Origin of the sequence: Streptomyces sp. NPDC001480 (assembly GCF_042894725.1) — a bacterium.
Lineage (GTDB): Bacteria > Actinomycetota > Actinomycetes > Streptomycetales > Streptomycetaceae > Streptomyces.
In genome coordinates, this window is sequence record NZ_JBIAVX010000008.1 from 232958 (window position 1) to 250902 (window position 17945).

Sequence of the window (17945 nt, forward strand, 5' to 3'; positions counted from 1 at the left end):
ACGTCACGGGATGACTCGGCTCGACAGACAAGGACGGACAAGCCGTGCCCACAGGAACGACCACCCCGGGATACGGGCCACGCGAGCTTCCCTGCTTCACCGAGCAGTTCTCCTCCTCGCCCCGAGGAGCACAGCTCGCCCGCCGGCTGGCCGTCCGGCGCATGGAGGAGTGGGGCCATCCGCCGACGTCCGACGTGTCGTGCACGGTCGCCCTCGTCGTCGGCGAACTCGTCGCGAACGCCGTACGGCATGGTCGGGTCCCGGGACGTACTTTCGGCCTCCGGCTCGCCCTCGACGCGCCCGCGGGCCTGGTGCGTGTCGAGGTCTCGGACGCGGCCTCCGAGAAGCGACTGCCCGCGGCCCCGCCCCTGTCGGGGCCCGACGGCGAGTCCGGCCGAGGGCTGCTCCTGGTGGATGTCCTGGCCGTGCGCTGGGGGTCGGCACCTCGTCGCCCCTTGGGCAAGACGGTGTGGGCGGAGGTGGAACTTGCGGCGTCAACTTCTGTGTGACCCCGGCGGTACGACGTGAGCCCGACCGTGGACACGCGGCCGTGCTGGCCGGTGCCCTGGCCGGGCTCTCTCACGCGTGGGACGGGAGGACTACTCCTCGTCGTCGCCCTCGTCCTCGGGCTTGTCCGCTTCGTTGACCTCCTGCTCGAGGCCGAGCTGCTCGACCAGCCACTTGTCGAACTCGATCGCGGCCCGCACCCAGCTGACCGTGGAGGAGACGAAGTGGTTGAGGTCGACGCCGGTGCCGATCAGCATCTGCGCCTCACCGATGAGGCGGACGGTGCCGTCGTCGTGGGTGTGGCTGTACACCTTGGGCCACAGGGTCCGCCGGTTCCAGTCGTCGATGGACTCCAGCAGCTGCGGCTTCTCGTCGATCTTGTGGGGGCGGTCGTAGAAGGTCCGCACCGAGAAGACGGCCTGCTCGGCCTCTCCGCGGAACATGAAGTACGTACGGAACTGCTCCCACGGCGCCGCGAGGTCTCCCTCGTCGTCGACGACGTACTTGAGCTCCATCTGGTCGAGGAGCTGCTTCACGAGGTCCTGATCCGGGACGACGGGGCCCGCCGGTCCTTGGGGCTGCGGGTCGGGCTGGCCCCCGAAGTTCGGAATCGAGGACGGGTCGATGGTCACCGTGATTTTCCCTTCGTACGGATCCCGCCATCCTCCCTCATCCGGGGAGGGGGGTGGCAAGCCCCGACGGGGCCTGTCAGCCCTCGGCTGACATGATCCGGCCTGTCCCAAGTAACCAGGGCACGGAGCGGGAAACGACGCGTCACGTTTTATTCAGGTGCATGCAAAATCGACACCCGACCCGGCCGCCGGACACGGCGGCCGGGTCGGGGCCGGGCGGGGGCCGGTTACAGCGTCTTGCCGGTGGCCGGGCCCACGATCAGGCCGTCTGCGAACCTGTCCACGCGGACCGTGTCGCCGTCCTTGATCTCCCCGGAGAGGATCTCCTTGGCGAGGCGGTCGCCGATGGCGGTCTGGACGAGGCGGCGCAGCGGACGGGCGCCGTACGCCGGGTCGTTGCCCTCGTCGGCGAGCCAGGCCAGGGCCTCGTCGGTGATCTCCAGGGTGAGCCGCCGCTCGGCGAGCCGCTTGGCCAGCCGGTCGATCTGGAGGCGGGCGATACGGGCCAGCTCCTCCTTGCTGAGCGCGGAGAAGACCACCAGGTCGTCCAGCCGGTTGAGGAACTCCGGCTTGAAAGAGGTCCGTACCGTCTCCAGCACCTGCTCCTTCTTCTCCTCCTCGCCGAGCACCGGGTCGACCAGGTACTGGCTGCCGAGGTTGGAGGTGAGGACCAGGATGGTGTTGCGGAAGTCGACCGTGCGTCCCTGACCGTCCGTCAGGCGGCCGTCGTCCAGCACCTGGAGGAGGATGTCGAAGACCTCGGGGTGGGCCTTCTCGACCTCGTCGAGCAGGATCACGCTGTACGGGCGGCGGCGCACCGCCTCCGTCAGCTGGCCGCCCTCCTCGTAGCCGACGTAGCCGGGAGGCGCGCCGACCAGCCGGGCCACGCTGTGCTTCTCGCTGTACTCGGACATGTCGATGCGGACCATGGCCCGCTCGTCGTCGAAGAGGAACTCGGCGAGCGCCTTGGCCAGTTCGGTCTTGCCGACGCCGGTCGGGCCGAGGAAGAGGAAGGACCCGGTGGGCCGGTCGGGGTCGGCGATCCCGGCGCGGCTGCGGCGCACGGCGTCGGACACGGCCCGTACGGCCTCGGACTGCCCGATGAGCCGCTTGCCGATCTCGTCCTCCATGCGCAGCAGCTTCTGCGTCTCGCCCTCCAGGAGCCGCCCGGCGGGGATGCCGGTCCAGGAGGCCACGACGTCGGCGATGTCGTCGGAGCCGACCTCGTCCTTGACCATCGTGTCCTGGGCGGCCTCCTCCTCGGCCTCGGAGGCGGCCTCCAGCTCCTTCTCCAGGCCGGGGATCTCGCCGTACAGCAGCTTGGAGGCGGAGTCGAAGTCGCCGTCGCGCTGGGCGCGTTCGGCCTGTCCGCGCAGGTCGTCGAGGCGTTCCTTGAGCTCGCCGACCCGGTTGAGGGACTGCTTCTCCTTCTCCCAGCGGGCGGTGAGGCCCCGCAGCTCCTCCTCCTTGTCGGCGAGGTCGCGGCGCAGCTTCTCCAGGCGTTCCCGGGAGGCCGGGTCGGTCTCCTTGTCGAGGGCCAGCTCCTCCATGCGCAGACGGTCGACGGAGCGCTGGAGTTCGTCGATCTCGACCGGGGACGAGTCGATCTCCATGCGCAGGCGCGAGGCGGCCTCGTCGACGAGGTCGATGGCCTTGTCCGGCAGGAAGCGTGAGGTGATGTAGCGGTCGGAGAGCGTGGCCGCGGCGACCAGCGCGCTGTCCGCGATCTGCACCTTGTGGTGGGCCTCGTACCGGCCCTTGAGGCCGCGCAGGATCGCGATGGTGTCCTCGACGGTCGGCTCGGCGACCAGCACCTGCTGGAAGCGCCGCTCCAGCGCCGGGTCCTTCTCGATCCGCTCCCGGTACTCGTCCAGGGTGGTCGCGCCGACCATGCGCAGCTCACCGCGGGCGAGCATGGGCTTGAGCATGTTGCCGGCGTCCATGGCGGAGTCTCCGCCGGCGCCCGCGCCCACGACCGTGTGCAGCTCGTCGATGAAGGTGATGATCTGGCCGTCGGAGTCCTTGATCTCGGCCAGGACGGTCTTGAGCCGCTCCTCGAACTCGCCGCGGTACTTGGCGCCCGCGACCATCGCGCCCAGGTCGAGCGCGACCAGCCGCTTGTCCTTGAGGGACTCGGGCACGTCGCCCTTGACGATCCGCTGGGCGAGGCCCTCGACGACGGCGGTCTTGCCGACGCCGGGCTCGCCGATGAGCACGGGGTTGTTCTTGGTGCGGCGGGACAGCACCTGCACGACCCGGCGGATCTCCTGGTCCCGCCCGATGACCGGGTCGAGCTTGCCGTCGCGCGCGGCGGCGGTGAAGTCGGTGCCGAACTTCTCCAGGGCCTTGTACTGGCCCTCCGGGTCCGCGGTGGTCACGCGGCGCCCTCCCCTCGCCTTCTGGAAGGCCTCCTGGAGCCTCTTCGCGGTCGCGCCCTGCCGCTGGAGCACCTCGCCGGCCGCGCCGCCCTTAGCGGCGATGCCGATGAGCAGGTGCTCGGTGGAAAGGTACTCGTCGCCGAGGTCCTTGGCGCGTTCGCTCGCGTCCGCGATGACGGCGAGCAGCTCACGGTTGGGCTGCGGGGGCGCGACGGTGGACCCGGTCACGCTGGGCAGCCCGGCCAGGACCCGCTCGGTGCCGGAGCGCACGGCCGCCTGGTCGGCGTCGACGGCGGCGAGCAGATCGGTGATGTTCTCGTTCTCCTGCCCCTGGAGCAGAGCCAGCAGCAGATGGGCGGGCGTGAGGTCCGGGTGCCCCTCGGTCACGGCTCGGTTGCCGGCCGCGTTGATCGCTTCCCGGCTCCTGTTGGTCAGCTCGGCGTCCACGTGTCCGTTCTCCTCCTCGGCTTCGGCTCGTCGGCCGTGTCTCCGACTCCTGCGTCTCCCACTGCTGACTTAACCAACGTACACAAAGTTGAGTCTATTCCACTCAAGGTTTCCCGCGTTTTCGCTCACGGTGGAGCCGGAGGCCGTTCCGGGCTAGCTTCCGGTCCATGAGTACGTACTCCGTGGATCCGAGTGCCCCCGACGAGCCGTATCTCCGCTTCTGGCGTGAGCGGCATCTGTGCACACTGACCACCCTGCGCCCGGACGGCAGCCCGCACGTCGTGCCCGTCGGTGTGACATACGAGCCCGGGGCGGGGCTCGCTCGGGTGATCACGAACAAGGCGAGCGCGAAGGCGGCCCACGTCCTGGCCGCCGGGCCGGAGGGGGCCCGGGTCGCCGTGTGCCAGGTGGACGGGCGGCGGTGGGCGACGCTGGAGGGGCGCGCGTACGTCCGCGGCGAACCGGAGCGGGTCGCGGAGGCGGAGCGGCGCTACGCCGAGCGCTATGAGCGGACCCCGTCCCCCAACCCGTCACGCGTGGTGATCGAGATCCGGGTGGAGCGGGCCCTCGGGCGGGGTTGAGCGTGTTTCGGCCACCATGCCGTCCTGGCCGAATCCACCCATACGGAGAAATGTCCCCGCAAACTACAGCGGCGTCACCGTGTTCAGGTCACGGTGACGCCGCTGCGGGGGGAAGCACCTGAGCGATCTTTTACGACGGGGGAATCGCGTCAGGCACTGCGGGGGGTGGCCGAGATGGTCCTCACATCCGAGACCTCCGGATCTGCCAGCCGGTGGTCTCGTCGGTCCAGGTTCACAAAGATCATTCCGTATCGGATGGCACATCGCACGGGCTGTGGCGCCCCTCGGGGCTTCCGCAGACACCGGTACGCCCGTACGTCCTCGTCCTCGTCCCGCGTGACGACGACCGGCTCTCCGAAGACGGTCACCATCAGCGAGTCGCCGCTGTGGGGGATGGCGGTGACCAGGTCGATGAAGTGCCAGCCGGAGCGATAGGCGGTGGCCATCTCGCGGCGGAAGGAACGGTCGTCGGGCGGAGTCGTCACGTCAGCTCCCGGCTCCGCCTGCCGTGTCGGCGTTCACGGCGACCGAAGGCCACTCGGTGACCGCCTGGGTGTCGCCCTTCGCGCCGGAGACTCCGCTCACCACCCCCAAGGCAACGAGGGCTGCGAACGCGGCGGCGACCGCCGAGCGAAGCAGTCTGTTACGCATAGTCGGCTTCATCCTCACTTGAAGGTCCCCTTTTCCCCCGTCAGGTACGACGATGGCTCATTCGGGCACGTGGTGGCCACACAATCGGTGCATCATGTTCCTGCATGTTCAGGACCCTGGGGGGTGGAGATTTGGCAACGAATCGGGCGAAAGGGACACATCCTCATGCGTTGACCGAACTATGTGAGGAAGGCAACCGTCTTTACGTCACCGCCCTGCGCTCGGGACGCGTCGCCCGCGCGGACGCGGAGGCCGCTCCCTGCCTGATGGAGTTCGCCCTGCTCCACCCGGATCCTGACGATCCCTCCTGGTTCCGTCCGGTCCCGCCGGCCATCGCCCTGGCCCGGCGACTCAACCCGATCGAACGCGAGATCACCGAACGCAGGCAGTTGTCGGTCGAACTCGCCCAGGTCTTCGAGCCGTTCATGGCGATCGGCGTGGAGGTGAGCACGGCCGGCGACTCCATCACCGTCCTGGAGGGCGGCGAACGGATCAACGCGGCGCTCAACCTCGCCACGTCACAGTCGCAGTCCGAGATCCTCACCGTACAGCCGTCGGACCGTATCTCGGAGCACAGTCTGCTGCGCGGTCTCGAGCGGGACCGGCAGCTGATCGAACGTGGTGTGAAGGTCCGCAGCCTCTATCAGCACACCGCGCGCTACAACCCGGAGAAGCTCGCCTACGCCGCCCAGCTCTCGGACGGCAAGTTCGAGTACCGCACCATCGACGAACTGGTCGAGCGCCTGATCATCGTCGACGAGACCATCGCCTTCATCCCGGCCCGCGACGACCAGAAGATCGCGCTGGAGCTGCGTCACCCCGGCCTGGTCCGCTATCTCATGAAGGTCTTCGAGTACCTGTGGGACCGGGCCGTCCCGATGAGCGCCGGCGGCCCGTACTCGACCGACTCCGACGGCATCACCGAGATCCAGCACTCCATCGCCAAGCTCCTGGTGGAGGGCCATGTCGACGAGGCCATCGCACGCCGCCTGGGCATGAACGTACGCACCTGCCGCGCCCACATCGCCAAGCTGGCCCAGGCCCTGGGCAGCGGCAGCCGCGCCCAACTCGGCTACCGCATCGCCCAGTCGGGCATCCTGGACAAAACCAGCGCACTCCCGGACCCGGCCGAACGCCGCTGAGACAGCGCTTCGCCGGGACGGCCGCCGGGGAGCCGGCGGGCTGCGGCTGCCGGTGAGCCGCGGCGGCCCGCACGGCCGCCGAGGACCCGGTCGGCGGCGTCGGCCGTATGCCCGGCGTGCGGTGCGGTCGGCAGGTGAGTCGGGGCGCGACGCGCGGAGTCGGCGGCGAAACCGTCGCCGGGGCGATGCCGGTGAACCGGTGCGGCCGGCGGCGGCGTTGACCCGAGCCGGTGGGCGACGCGCGGAGTCGGCGGTGGGGCCGTCGTCCTGACGGCGCCGTCGGCCGCCGGGGCGGCTATCGCACCGTCGGGGACTGCCGGCCGGGGAGGCCCAGCACGGCCGGTGCCGCCGTGCGTGGCGGGCCGTCCAGGCCCACCTGGGCGATGCGCACGCCCAGTTGGGTGCGGCTGGCCGCCCCCAGGGTCTCCGACAGCCGGGCGATGTGGGCCCGGCAGGTGCGGACGCTGATGCCGAGCCGCTCGGCGATCACCGCGTCCTGGTGGCCCTCCGCGAGCAGCGCCGCGATGGACTGTTCGCGGTGGGAGATGCCCTCGATGCCGGTGTCGGGCAGCGGCGCCGTCAGCGGGATCGCCAGCCGCCACAACCTTTCGAAAACCGTCACCAGATATTCGACCAGCGCGGGGTGACGCAGCTCCAGCGCCATCGTGCGGTCGGCGTTGGCGGGGATGAAGGCCACCGTGCGGTCGAAGAGGATCAGCCGGTCGATGACCTCGTCCAGCGTGCGGGCCTCGACCGCGTCGCCCATCAGCTCCAGATAGTTCAGCAGCCCCTGCCCGTGCCGGGCCACGTGCGTGTACAGGTCGCGCATGCGCACACCCCGGCCGCGCAGCGCCAGCGCCCGGTGCAGACCCTCCGTGAGCTCCGCCTCCCGCCGGATGCCGCCGGGCTGCACGGTCAGCACCTCGGTGGTGCACGCCTCCGTCGCCTCGTCCATCGCCGCCTGGATCCGTGACAGCCCGTCCAGGACGCGAATGGCGGTGCCCTCCGCCGAGGCCGCCGCGGAGGCCTGCAACTGCCGTCCCAGGCCCGCGTAGCGCTCGAAGGCGGTCACCGCCGAGCCCATCCGCCGCTGGCTCTCCCTGACCTCGTCGTACACCCCGCGCAGCAGCCGGGTCATGACCTCCTGCGGAGAGGTCGGCACCAGCCAGTCCATGTCGTCGGGGTCAGGGTGCAGCAGCGCCAGGTCCAGCAGGCAGGGCACCGCCTCGGCGTCCGTGCGCGCCACACGGCCGCGCCGTACGGCCCGGGAATACACGCGATCCCCGGCCTCGCACAGTCGGTCGGCACCGTGGGGATGCTCCTCCGTCCCGTGCCCGGCCATCGCCCATTCCACCCCCGGTTTGCTGCCACATCCGCAGCGCAACTATGCGCGGCCCCGACCGGGTCCGCAACACGGCTCTCCGGGCCACGGTCGTCGTAAACCACCGGAATGACCCGCTATCCTCCGCCCTCCGCCCGTCGCACCGCAACAAGCTGACGGGGGTGGAATCGAACGCCACGGCCACGCACCGGGGCCGGCACACCCGCGGACCGAACACGGCGAGGCGCCCACCCTCGCGGGTGAACGCCTCGCACCGCGTCACATTGACCGGCAGGTCGACCGGGAATCGACCGGGAGATCGACCGGAAGGTGGCCTACTTCAGACCGATGGACGCGCAGGCCGCCTTGTACTTGGCCGTGCAGATGTCGTCCACCTTGTAGATGCCGTCCGCGATGACGGTGCTCTTGATGGTCTTGCGCGTCAGGGCGTTCACCGTGACCAGCTGGGCCGGGATGTCCTTGTTGGTGGGGCTGTCCACCTTGTCGCGGGTGAGGGCGTCGAACTGGATGTCGTGGCCCTGGATCCTGGCGACGGCCATCTGGGCTGCGGCCTCGGCCTCGTCCGGGTAGGGCTTGTAGACGCTCATGTACTGCTCGCCGGAGACGACCCGCTGCACCGCCGTCAGCTCCGCGTCCTGACCGGTGAGGGGGGGCACGGTGGTGACGCCCGCGTTCTTGAACGCATCGACGATGCCGCCCGCCATGGCGTCGTTCGCGGAGTAGACGGCGGCGATGTTGTTCTTGCCGATCGAGTTGATCGCCTTGGTCATCTCGGACTGGGCGAGCTTCGGGTCCCACTTGTCGGTGTCGTAGGTCGCGGCGATGGTCACCTTGCCGTTGAGCTCGGAGAGCGCGCCCTGCTTGAACTGCTTGGCGTTCGGGTCGGTCGGCGAGCCGTTGATCATGACGACCTTGTCGGAGGTGTCCGCGTTCGAGCCCAGCGCCTCCAGCAGCGTACGGGCCTGCACCTCGCCGACGAGCTCGTTGTCGAAGGAGACGTACGCGTCGATCGGGCCCTCGGACAGCCGGTCGTAGGCGATGACCGGGATGCCCGCGTCCTTGGCCTTCTTCACGGTGGGCGCGATGAGGTGCGAGTCGACGGCGTCGAGGATGATGACGTCGACCTTGTCGTCGATCATCTTCTCCATCTGGGTGGACTGGAGCTTCGCGTCGGAACCCGCGTTCTCGTACTCGGTCTTGCCCTGCTTCTCGGTGAGCTCGGCGACCTTGTTCTTGATGATGGGGTAGTCGAAGTCCGCGTACCGCGTGTTCGTCTTCTCCGGCATCAGCACGCCCACGGTGACGTCGTTGCCCTTCGTCGGGCTTGCGTCGCTCGAGTCCCCCGTCGCGTTCAGCACGCCGCAGCCGGCGAGCGAGAGGGTCATCGTGGTGGCGGCCACGGATATGGCGATACGACGCATTCGAGGGCTCACTTCAGGTGCGTTCGGGACGTGGTGGCTCCTATGCCACCCAGATGTCTGAAAAGCCAACGCGGAGGCCACCACCGGCGTCAAGCGGAATCACTTAACGAGTGCGCAACACCACGCTCCGCTGCTCCTGTGAAGGCTGAGCGGAATCGCCTCCAAACGCCCTTTACGGACCCTCCACTCAACGGGAGTTCATGTGCGGGCAAAGATCAGTGCAACCGACTCCACTCCTCCCGGGTCACGCTCGTCGACGACCCGGACGGCGACCGAGGCGTCGTACCGACCGAGCAGAGGATCGAACGAACTCGGCCAGCGTCCCGCTGACGGCCCGTCGGCGGCCCGTCCAAGGCCCGGAGGCAGACCGCCCACCACCCCGAGGCAAATTATCCGCGGCCCGGCGGCAGCCCGAGGCGGCGGTTCCCGCACGGGAAAGGGCCCGGAGGTCTTGCCTCCGGGCCCTCTGCCGCACATGGCGGGTCAGTCGCTCTGCTGCTGCCGCTTCGGCCGCCACACCACCAGGGCGCTGGTCTGCTGGACCTCCTGGTAGGGAACGAGGTCCCGCCGGTAGGAGGCGTGCACGGCGGCCTCGCGCTGGCGCATCGTGGCCGCGGCGCCGTCCAGGGCCGCCTGCAGTTCCGCGACGCGGGACTGGAGGGCGGCGACCTGGTTCTCCAGTTCGATGATGCGCTTGATGCCGGCCAGGTTGATGCCCTCGTCCTGCGACAGCTGCTGGACGGTGCGCAGCAGTTCGATGTCGCGAGCCGAGTAGCGGCGGCCCCGCCCGGGAGTGCGGTCGGGCGAGACCAGGCCCAGGCGGTCGTACTGGCGCAGCGTCTGCGGGTGCAGGCCGGAGAGCTGGGCCGCCACCGAGATGACGTAGACCGGGGTTTCCTCGGTCAGTTCATACGGGTTCCGTCGACGGCCGTCCATCCCACTCATGCTCCCTTCGCAGCCTCGAACAGCTCCGCCCGCGGGTCCTCGCCCGCGGTCGCCTCGCGATACGCCTCGAGCGCGTCACGAGCCTTCCCCGTCACGTCCTTGGGAACACTCACCTCGACGGTGACCAACAGGTCGCCGCGGGTGCCGTCCTTGCGGACCGCGCCCTTGCCCCGCGCCCGCATGGTGCGGCCGTTGGGCGTGCCCGGGGGCAGCTTCAGCGTGACGGCGGGGCCGCCGAGGGTCGGGACCCGGACCTCGCCGCCTAGGGCCGCCTCGGCGAACGTCACCGGGACGGTCACCGTGAGGTTGTCGCCCCTGCGGCCGAACACCGGGTGCTCGCCGACGTGCACGACCACGTACAGGTCGCCCGCCGGTCCGCCCCGCTCGCCGGGGGCGCCCTTGCCGCGCAGCCGGATGCGCTGCCCGTCGGTCACGCCGGCCGGGATGCGGACCTGCATGGTGCGGGACGACTTGGCCCGGCCGCTGCCCTTGCACTCCAGACAGGGGTGCTCGGCCATCAGGCCGCGGCCCTTGCAGTCGGGGCAGGGGTCGGTGAGGGAGAACCCTCCCCCGGAGCCCCGGGCCACCTGGCCGGTGCCGACACAGGTCGGGCACACGCGTGGCGTGCCGTTCTTGTCGCCGGTGCCCGAACAGGCCTTGCACGGTGACTGCGAGGACATCCTGAGCGGGACCGTGGCCCCCTCGATGGCCTCCGTGAAGCTCAGCGTGACCTCGGACTCGATGTCCTGGCCGCGCCGGGGCTGGGTGCGGGTGGTGCCCGCGCCGCCGCCCCGGTTGAACAGGCCCCCGAAGACGTCACCGATTCCGCCGCCGAAGCCGCCGCCCCCGCCCTGGGCGCCGCCGGCGCCGCCGCCTCCGAAGAGGTCGCCCAGGTCGAAGTTGAACGATCCGCCACCCGCGCCCGGCCCCGGGCGGAAACCGCCGTTGCCGAAGAGGGTGCGCGCCTCGTCGTACTCCTTGCGCTTCTTGGGGTCACCGAGGACGTCGTTCGCCTCGGAGATCTCCTTGAAGCGTTCCTCGGCCTTGGCGTTGCCCTTGTTGGCGTCCGGGTGGAACTCGCGGGCGAGCTTCCGGTACGCCTTCTTGATCTCGGCCTCGGTGGCGTCCTTGGGGACGCCGAGGACCTTGTAGTAGTCCTTCTCGATGAAGTCCTTGGTGCTCATCCCCGACGCCCCTCCTTCCCCTCAGTGTCTACGACGTCAGCCCTCCTCAGGGCCGTTGTCCTTGTCGTCACCGGCCGCCGGGGCCTCGTCGGCCCCCTCGGCCTTGACCGTCTGCGCGCCGGGCTGCGGTTCGGCCACGGCCACCCGCGCGGGGCGGATGGTGCGCTCGCCGATGCGATACCCGGGCTGCAGAATCGCCACGCACGTCGTCTCGGTGACGTCCGGCGCGTAGCTGTGCATCAGGGCCTCGTGGATCGTCGGGTCGAAGGGCTCGCCCTCCTTGCCGAACTGCTGGAGGCCCATCTTGGCGGCGACGGTCTCCAGCGACTCGGCAACCGACTTGAAGCCGCCGACGAGTTCGCCGTGTTCCCGTGCGCGGCCGATGTCGTCCAGCACGGGCAGGAGCTCGGTCAGGAGGTTCGCGACGGCGATCTCCTTGACCGTGATCCGGTCGCGCTCCACGCGGCGGCGGTAGTTCTGGTACTCGGCCTGGAGTCGCTGGAGGTCCGCGGTGCGCTCGCCGAGCGCGGTGCGCACCTGGTCCAGCTGGGCCACCAGGCCCGCTGTCTGGTTCGCGTCCCCGGCCGGGGCCGCCTGCTCCTCGGAGGAGGAGGCGGCCTTCGGCTCGGCGTCGTCAGGGGTGGCGCCGGAGGGGACGTCGGGCTTCTCCTCGAAGCCCGGGGTCTCCTCCGTCACGCGGCACCGTCCTTGCGCTCGTCGTCCACGATCTCCGCGTCGACGACGTCGTCGTCGGCCTTGGCCTCACCGGCACCGGCGGACTCAGCCCCGGCGGCCTGCGCGGCCTGGGCGTCGGCGTACATGGCCTGGCCGAGCTTCTGGGAGACGGCCGCGACCTTCTCCGTGGCGGTGCGGATCTCGGCGGTGTCCTCGCCCTTGAGGGCTTCCTTCAGCTCGCCGATCGCGCCCTCGACCTCGGTCTTGATCTCGCCCGGGACCTTGTCCTCGTTGTCCTTGAGGAACTTCTCGGTCTGGTAGACGAGCTGCTCGCCCTGGTTGCGGGACTCGGCGGCCTCGCGGCGCTTGTGGTCCTCCTCCGCGTAGCGCTCGGCCTCCTCGCGCATGCGGTCGACCTCGTCCTTCGGGAGCGAGGAGCCGCCGGTGACGGTCATCTTCTGCTCCTTGCCGGTGCCGAGGTCCTTCGCCGTGACGTGCATGATGCCGTTGGCGTCGATGTCGAAGGACACCTCGATCTGCGGGACGCCACGCGGCGCCGGCGGCAGACCGGTCAGCTCGAACATGCCGAGCTTCTTGTTGTAGGCCGCGATCTCGCGCTCGCCCTGGTAGACCTGGATCTGCACGGACGGCTGGTTGTCCTCGGCCGTCGTGAAGATCTCCGACCGCTTGGTCGGGATGGTCGTGTTGCGCTCGATGAGCTTGGTCATGATGCCGCCCTTGGTCTCGATACCGAGGGACAGCGGGGTCACGTCGAGGAGCAGGACGTCCTTGACCTCGCCCTTGAGGACACCGGCCTGGAGCGAGGCGCCGATGGCGACGACCTCGTCCGGGTTCACGCCCTTGTTGGCCTCCTTGCCGCCGGTGAGCTCCTTGACGAGCTCGGCCACGGCGGGCATACGGGTGGAGCCACCGACGAGGACGACGTGGTCGATCTCGCCGAGGGCGATGCCGGCGTCCTTGATGACGTTGTGGAACGGCGTCTTGCAGCGCTCCAGCAGGTCGGCCGTCAGCTGCTGGAACTGAGCGCGGGTGAGCTTCTCGTCCAGGTGCAGCGGGCCCTCGGCGGACGCGGTGATGTAGGGCAGGTTGATCGAGGTCTCGCTGGACGAGGACAGCTCGATCTTCGCCTTCTCGGCGGCCTCACGCAGACGCTGGAGGGCCATCTTGTCCTTGGCCAGGTCCACGCCGTGACCGGACTTGAACTGCTGCACCAGGTAGTCGACGACGCGCTGGTCCCAGTCGTCACCACCGAGGTGGTTGTCACCGTTGGTGGCCTTCACCTCGACGACGCCGTCGCCGATCTCCAGCAGGGACACGTCGAAGGTGCCGCCACCGAGGTCGAAGACGAGGATCGTCTGGTCGTCCTTGTCGAGGCCGTAGGCGAGCGCGGCCGCGGTCGGCTCGTTGACGATGCGCAGGACGTTCAGGCCGGCGATCTCGCCGGCCTCCTTGGTCGCCTGGCGCTCGGAGTCGTTGAAGTACGCCGGGACGGTGATGACCGCGTCGGTCACCTTCTCGCCCAGGTAGGACTCGGCGTCCCGCTTCAGCTTCTGGAGGATGAAGGCGGAGATCTGCTGCGGGTTGAAGGGCTTCCCGTCGAGCTCCATCTTCCAGTCGGTGCCCATGTGGCGCTTGACGGACCGGATGGTCCGGTCCACGTTGGTGACCGCCTGGCGCTTGGCGACCTCGCCGACGAGCACCTCGCCGTTCTTGGCGAAGGCGACGACGGACGGCGTGGTCCTGGCGCCCTCGGCGTTGGTGATGACGGTGGGCTCGCCGCCTTCCAGAACGCTGACGACGGAGTTAGTCGTGCCCAGGTCGATGCCGACCGCACGTGCCATGGTGAATTCCTCCAGATGACTTGAGTGGAACAGGCTCAAGTGTGCATGAGGGGGCCCGCTGGGTCAACAGACCTGAGTCGAGTGGACTCAAGTCTTATCCGTTCCTTACACGCAATGCGCCGCTGACCTGCGTGGATGCCCGTGCGGATGGGTGCATGGACGTCTGTGCGGACACCCTCATTCCAGTCTGGGTGGACGTCCGCACGCCGGTCTGCCCGGTCTGCGTGGACGTCCGCACACCTGTCTGCGTGGTCGTCCGCATGCCGGTCTCCGTCACCGTCCGGCGGCGTCCGTGGACGGGTACGCGCAGCAGCCCGAGCACGACCACGGACGCCCCGCCGACCACCCACAGCACGGCCGGCTCCCCCGCCCAGCCGCTGTGCACGAGTACCCCGACGACGACCGCCGCGAAGGCCCCCACGCCCAGCAGCACGGTGGCCCCGGGCGGGGTGAGCCCGAGCCGCCGCAGCCGGTGGGCGAGATGGTCGGGCCCGCCCCGCAGCAGCGACCGCCGGGCCATGAGCCGGGAGAGGACCACGAGGACCACGTCCGCGGTGGCGACCGCGGTCAGCGGGAACAGCACCCGCACGCTGGACCCGAGCGGGTACCCCGCCCGGGCGAACACCGCGGCGGATGCGAGGAGGAACCCGGTGAACAGCGACCCGCAGGCGCCGAGTCCGATCCGCGCGGGCGGCCAGTTGTGCATGAGGAACCCGGTGAGGGCGGCGGCGAGCACGCTCAGCAGCACCGCCAGCCCGTCCATCACCTCGGCCGCCGCGCACGCCCCCGCCCCGAAGGCCGTGACCACCCCGACCGTTCCCGCGAGCCCGTCGGCGTGGTCCAGCGCCCGGAAGGCGAGCGTGACGAAGACGATCCAGGCCACCGCCAGCAGCCCGGCGAGCACCCCGGTCTCCTCGTACGGCACGACACAGGCCGCCGCCACCGCCGCACCGGCGACCAGTACCCGTGCCCGCAGCCGCCACACATCCGCCACCAGCCCGAGCGCGGCCACCCCGGCCCCGGCGACCAGCAGGTCCCCCACCCCTTCCCCCAGCGGCGCGACCCGCGTCCACTGCCCCATCCCGGCGACGAGGCAGGTGACCGCCACCACGGCCAGTCCCCCGAACAGCGGCACGGGCCGCTGCCGCCGCCGGTCGACGATCCCGGCCCGCAGGACCGGCCCCCTCAGCAGCGCCGCGAACACGGCGGTCAGGAGGAGGGCGGCGGTGGCGGCGAGGATCCCGTAGAGCACGGCAATAAATTAGGCGCGAAAGTAGCAATTCTGGATGAATAACACGATCTGATTGCAGGGCGGATGGCCGATTCCGCCGCAGGAAGGATTCACCGACCGCCCCTTGTGGGAATCTGGACCACCTGAGGTCGCTCCTCGACGACGACGCGTCCCCGCCGAGCGACGTCGGCCAGGCACGCAGCCGGACGCCGGCGCTCTGTCTCGCCGTGCCCAGGGAGGCCGGGCCGCCGGCCCGGCGGCCTCACACCGCTGCTCCGGCTCGTGCTCAGCTGCCTCGCCGAGTCGCGGCACTGCCGTCCGCGGCGGCCGACCAGCCCTGGGGGCCGCCGCCGCGATCGCACGCAGGGAGCGCGAGAACGCCCTCTCGCACCCGGTCCGATCCTGGCCCCCCTCTCCCCCGCCCCTAACCTCCACTCAGGCACGCCTCAGCGACCCAGATCACCCCGCGCCCGGCTGCATCCGGACGGAAGATGGGGGTAGTCTCAGACGGACTGCATAAGTTACCGCTTAGTAATGTCGCTCAGTAAATTCGAGGCCGCCTCAGGAGCCCCAATGCAACTCGCCGCGATCATCGTGTCGCTGGTCCTGATCGTGGTCGGCGTGGCACTGTTCGGCCGCGCCCTCCTCCAGATCTACAACTTCATGCGGCTGGGTCAGCCGGTACCGGCCGGCACGCGGACCAACGATCCCACACAGCGCACCGTCACCGTGGTCAAGGAGTTCCTCGGCCACACCCGGATGAACCGCTGGGGCATCGTCGGCGTGGCGCACTGGTTCGTTGCGGTGGGCTTCTTCACCCTGCTGCTGACGATCGTCAACGCGATCGGCCAGCTGTTCCAGGCCGACTGGATCCTGCCGGTCCTCGGCGACTGGGCGCCGTACAACATGTACGTCGAGTTCATCGGCACCATGACGGTGGTCGGCATCCTCGTCCTGATCGCCATCCGCCAGCTGAACCACCCGCGCAACCCGGGCCGCAAGTCCCGCTTCGCCGGCTCCAACTTCGGCCAGGCGTACTTCGTCGAGGCCGTCATCCTCATCGTCGGCGTCTGCATCTTCATGCTGCACGCCCTCGAAGGCGCCCAGCACCACGTGGACGGCTACGAGGCGTCGTTCTTCATCTCGTACCCGGTGGTGCACTGGCTCGCGGGCATGGACGTCTCCACGCTCCAGAACCTCACCTACTTCTTCGCCGGCCTGAAGATCGCGACCTCGTTCATCTGGATGATCACGGTCGCCCTGAAGACCGACATGGGTGTGGCCTGGCACCGCTTCCTCGCCTTCCCGAACATCTGGTTCAAGCGCAACGCGACCGGCGAGACCTCCCTGGGTGCCCTGCTCCCGATGACGAGCGGCGGCAAGCCGATCAACTTCGAGGACCCGGGCGACGACGACGTCTTCGGCGTCTCCCAGGTCGAGCAGTTCTCCTGGAAGGGCCTGCTGGACTTCTCCACCTGCACCGAGTGCGGCCGCTGCCAGTCGCAGTGCCCCGCGTGGAACACCGGCAAGCCGCTCTCCCCCAAGCTGCTGATCATGTCCCTGAGGGACCACGCCCACGCCAAGGCGCCGTACCTGCTCGCGGGCGGCGGCAAGACCATGGAGGGTGAGGAGAAGGCGTCCGAGGAGCAGCTGAAGGACGTCCCCGCCGCCGCCCTGGCGGAGGCCGAGCGCCCGCTGATCGGCACCGTCGAGGAGAACGGCGTCATCGACCCGGACGTCCTGTGGTCCTGCACCACCTGCGGCGCCTGCGTCGAGCAGTGCCCGGTGGACATCGAGCACGTCGACCACATCGTCGACATGCGCCGCTACCAGGTCATGATCGAGAGCGCCTTCCCCTCCGAGGCGGGCACGATGCTCAAGAACCTGGAGAAGAAGGGCAACCCCTGGGGCCTGGCCAAGAAGCAGCGCCTGGAGTGGACCAAGGAGGTCGACTTCGAGGTCCCGGTCGTCGGCAAGGACATCGAGGACCTGTCCGAGGTCGAGTACCTGTACTGGGTCGGCTGCGCCGGCGCCCTGGAGGACCGGGCCAAGAAGACCACGAAGGCCTTCGCCGAGCTGCTCCACATCGCGGGCGTCAAGTTCGCGATCATGGGCGGCGACGAGAAGTGCACCGGTGACTCCGCCCGCCGTCTCGGCAACGAGCCCCTCTTCCAGGAGCTCGGCATGGAGAACGTGATGGCCCTGAACACGGCGTTCGGCGAGGAGCTGGACGACGAGGGCAAGGTCACGGCGGAGTCCAGGAAGCCGAAGTCGGCGAAGAAGATCGTCGCCACCTGCCCGCACTGCCTCAACACCCTCGGCAACGAGTACCCGCAGCTCGGCGGCGACTACGAGGTCATCCACCACACCCAGCTGCTCCAGCACCTCGTCGACGAGGGCAAGCTGATCCCGGTCACCCCGGTCGAGGGCATCATCACCTACCACGACCCGTGCTACCTGGGCCGCCACAACAAGATCTACACGCCCCCGCGCGAGATCATCGGCAAGGTCCCGGGCCTGCGCAACGAGGAGATGCACCGCCACAAGGAACGCGGCTTCTGCTGCGGCGCCGGCGGCGCCCGGATGTGGATGGAGGAGCGGATCGGCAAGCGCATCAACAACGAGCGCGTCGACGAGGCCCTGTCCCTGAACCCGGACATCGTCTCCACGGCCTGCCCGTTCTGCCTCGTCATGCTGACCGACTCGGTCAACGGCAAGAAGAACGAAGGCAAGGCCAAGGAGTCCATCCAGGTCGTGGACGTCGCCCAGCTCCTCCTCGACTCCGTCAGGACGCCGGTCGACCCGGCGGGCGAGGCCGAGACGGAGAGCGAGCCGGAGCCGGAGCCGGTGAAGTAGGGCTCAGCGAGGTGACCGGCCCCGTCGCGGCGGTCACCTCCATACGGCCGATGCCCCCGTGCCCTCTGCTTGGGCCACGGGGGCATCGTCG

15 protein-coding genes are annotated in these 17945 nt (G+C 69.6%); 4 read left to right on the forward strand and 11 right to left on the reverse strand.

Features of this window, described 5'->3' with window-relative positions; genetic code table 11:
• Positions 1-44: 44 nt before the first annotated feature.
• Positions 45-509, forward strand: a complete 465-nt coding sequence (locus ACFY01_RS21435; protein ID WP_390737296.1) for an ATP-binding protein — start codon at positions 45-47, stop codon at positions 507-509.
• 90 nt (positions 510-599) lie between these two features.
• On the opposite strand, the gene ACFY01_RS21440 is transcribed toward ACFY01_RS21435, so the two are convergent.
• Together ACFY01_RS21440 and clpB are read right to left on the reverse strand one after the other, a co-directional pair.
• On the reverse strand, positions 600-1139 hold the full coding sequence (locus ACFY01_RS21440) for a YbjN domain-containing protein (protein ID WP_390737297.1): 540 nt from the start codon (positions 1137-1139) through the stop codon (positions 600-602).
• A 227-nt stretch (positions 1140-1366) separates the two neighbouring features.
• A complete protein-coding gene (clpB, locus tag ACFY01_RS21445) occupies positions 1367-3964 on the reverse strand; it encodes an ATP-dependent chaperone ClpB (protein ID WP_390737298.1) in 2598 nt (865 codons plus the stop codon).
• A 167-nt stretch (positions 3965-4131) separates the two neighbouring features.
• On the opposite strand from clpB, the gene ACFY01_RS21450 reads away from it, so the two are divergent.
• Positions 4132-4545 (forward strand): pyridoxamine 5'-phosphate oxidase family protein, encoded by a 414-nt coding sequence (locus tag ACFY01_RS21450; RefSeq protein WP_390737299.1) that lies wholly within the window; start codon positions 4132-4134, stop codon positions 4543-4545.
• Positions 4546-4694: 149 nt separating this feature from the next.
• Here the strand turns inward: ACFY01_RS21450 and ACFY01_RS21455 are convergent, their stop codons facing one another.
• Positions 4695-5030 carry a hypothetical protein gene (locus ACFY01_RS21455; RefSeq protein ID WP_390737300.1) on the reverse strand — a complete coding sequence of 112 codons (336 nt, stop codon included), beginning with the start codon at positions 5028-5030 and terminating at the stop codon, positions 4695-4697.
• 1 nt (position 5031) lies between these two features.
• On the reverse strand, positions 5032-5196 hold the full coding sequence (locus ACFY01_RS21460) for a hypothetical protein (protein WP_390737301.1): 165 nt from the start codon (positions 5194-5196) through the stop codon (positions 5032-5034).
• A gap of 104 nt (positions 5197-5300) precedes the next feature.
• Between ACFY01_RS21460 and ACFY01_RS21465 the strand changes: the two genes are divergently transcribed.
• A complete protein-coding gene (locus tag ACFY01_RS21465) occupies positions 5301-6338 on the forward strand; it encodes a helix-turn-helix transcriptional regulator (RefSeq protein WP_390737302.1) in 1038 nt (345 codons plus the stop codon).
• 295 nt (positions 6339-6633) lie between these two features.
• On the opposite strand, the gene ACFY01_RS21470 is transcribed toward ACFY01_RS21465, so the two are convergent.
• From ACFY01_RS21470 to ACFY01_RS21500, 7 genes are all read right to left on the reverse strand, one after another.
• The gene (locus tag ACFY01_RS21470) at positions 6634-7680 is read right to left on the reverse strand and encodes a LuxR C-terminal-related transcriptional regulator (protein WP_390737303.1); all 1047 of its coding nucleotides are present in this window, start codon (positions 7678-7680) and stop codon (positions 6634-6636) included.
• Between the two features lie 314 nt (positions 7681-7994).
• Positions 7995-9101: a substrate-binding domain-containing protein gene (locus ACFY01_RS21475; protein WP_390737304.1), complete on the reverse strand. Its 1107-nt coding sequence runs from the start codon at positions 9099-9101 to the stop codon at positions 7995-7997.
• Positions 9102-9584: 483 nt separating this feature from the next.
• Complete coding sequence (locus ACFY01_RS21480) at positions 9585-10037, reverse strand: heat shock protein transcriptional repressor HspR (RefSeq protein ID WP_390737305.1); 453 nt, start codon at positions 10035-10037, stop codon at positions 9585-9587.
• Between the two features lie 5 nt (positions 10038-10042).
• Positions 10043-11230: a molecular chaperone DnaJ gene (gene dnaJ / locus ACFY01_RS21485; RefSeq protein WP_390737306.1), complete on the reverse strand. Its 1188-nt coding sequence runs from the start codon at positions 11228-11230 to the stop codon at positions 10043-10045.
• Between the two features lie 36 nt (positions 11231-11266).
• Complete coding sequence (grpE, locus tag ACFY01_RS21490; RefSeq protein WP_390737307.1) at positions 11267-11926, reverse strand: nucleotide exchange factor GrpE; 660 nt, start codon at positions 11924-11926, stop codon at positions 11267-11269.
• A complete protein-coding gene (dnaK, locus tag ACFY01_RS21495) occupies positions 11923-13767 on the reverse strand; it encodes a molecular chaperone DnaK (RefSeq protein WP_390737308.1) in 1845 nt (614 codons plus the stop codon). The genes grpE and dnaK overlap by 4 nt, the downstream gene beginning before the upstream one ends.
• Before the next feature lie 94 nt (positions 13768-13861).
• Positions 13862-15019 carry an MraY family glycosyltransferase gene (locus ACFY01_RS21500; RefSeq protein ID WP_390737309.1) on the reverse strand — a complete coding sequence of 386 codons (1158 nt, stop codon included), beginning with the start codon at positions 15017-15019 and terminating at the stop codon, positions 13862-13864.
• 552 nt (positions 15020-15571) lie between these two features.
• On the opposite strand from ACFY01_RS21500, the gene ACFY01_RS21505 reads away from it, so the two are divergent.
• Entirely contained in the window at positions 15572-17854 is a 2283-nt protein-coding gene (locus ACFY01_RS21505; protein ID WP_390737310.1) for a (Fe-S)-binding protein, read from the forward strand.
• Positions 17855-17945: the final 91 nt, after the last annotated feature.

What these genes read in the sequence shown, in the direction of transcription:
- ACFY01_RS21505 (WP_390737310.1), top strand. Translation starts at nt 15,572, where the DNA reads ATGCAACTCGCCGCGATCATCGTGTCGCTGGTCCTGATCGTGGTCGGC.
- ACFY01_RS21450 (WP_390737299.1), top strand. Translation starts at nt 4,132, where the DNA reads ATGAGTACGTACTCCGTGGATCCGAGTGCCCCCGACGAGCCGTATCTC.
- dnaK (WP_390737308.1), bottom strand. Translation starts at nt 13,767, where the DNA reads ATGGCACGTGCGGTCGGCATCGACCTGGGCACGACTAACTCCGTCGTC.
- ACFY01_RS21460 (WP_390737301.1), bottom strand. Translation starts at nt 5,196, where the DNA reads ATGCGTAACAGACTGCTTCGCTCGGCGGTCGCCGCCGCGTTCGCAGCC.
- dnaJ (WP_390737306.1), bottom strand. Translation starts at nt 11,230, where the DNA reads ATGAGCACCAAGGACTTCATCGAGAAGGACTACTACAAGGTCCTCGGC.
- ACFY01_RS21470 (WP_390737303.1), bottom strand. Translation starts at nt 7,680, where the DNA reads ATGGCCGGGCACGGGACGGAGGAGCATCCCCACGGTGCCGACCGACTG.
- ACFY01_RS21475 (WP_390737304.1), bottom strand. Translation starts at nt 9,101, where the DNA reads ATGCGTCGTATCGCCATATCCGTGGCCGCCACCACGATGACCCTCTCG.
- ACFY01_RS21465 (WP_390737302.1), top strand. Translation starts at nt 5,301, where the DNA reads ATGTTCAGGACCCTGGGGGGTGGAGATTTGGCAACGAATCGGGCGAAA.
- ACFY01_RS21480 (WP_390737305.1), bottom strand. Translation starts at nt 10,037, where the DNA reads ATGGACGGCCGTCGACGGAACCCGTATGAACTGACCGAGGAAACCCCG.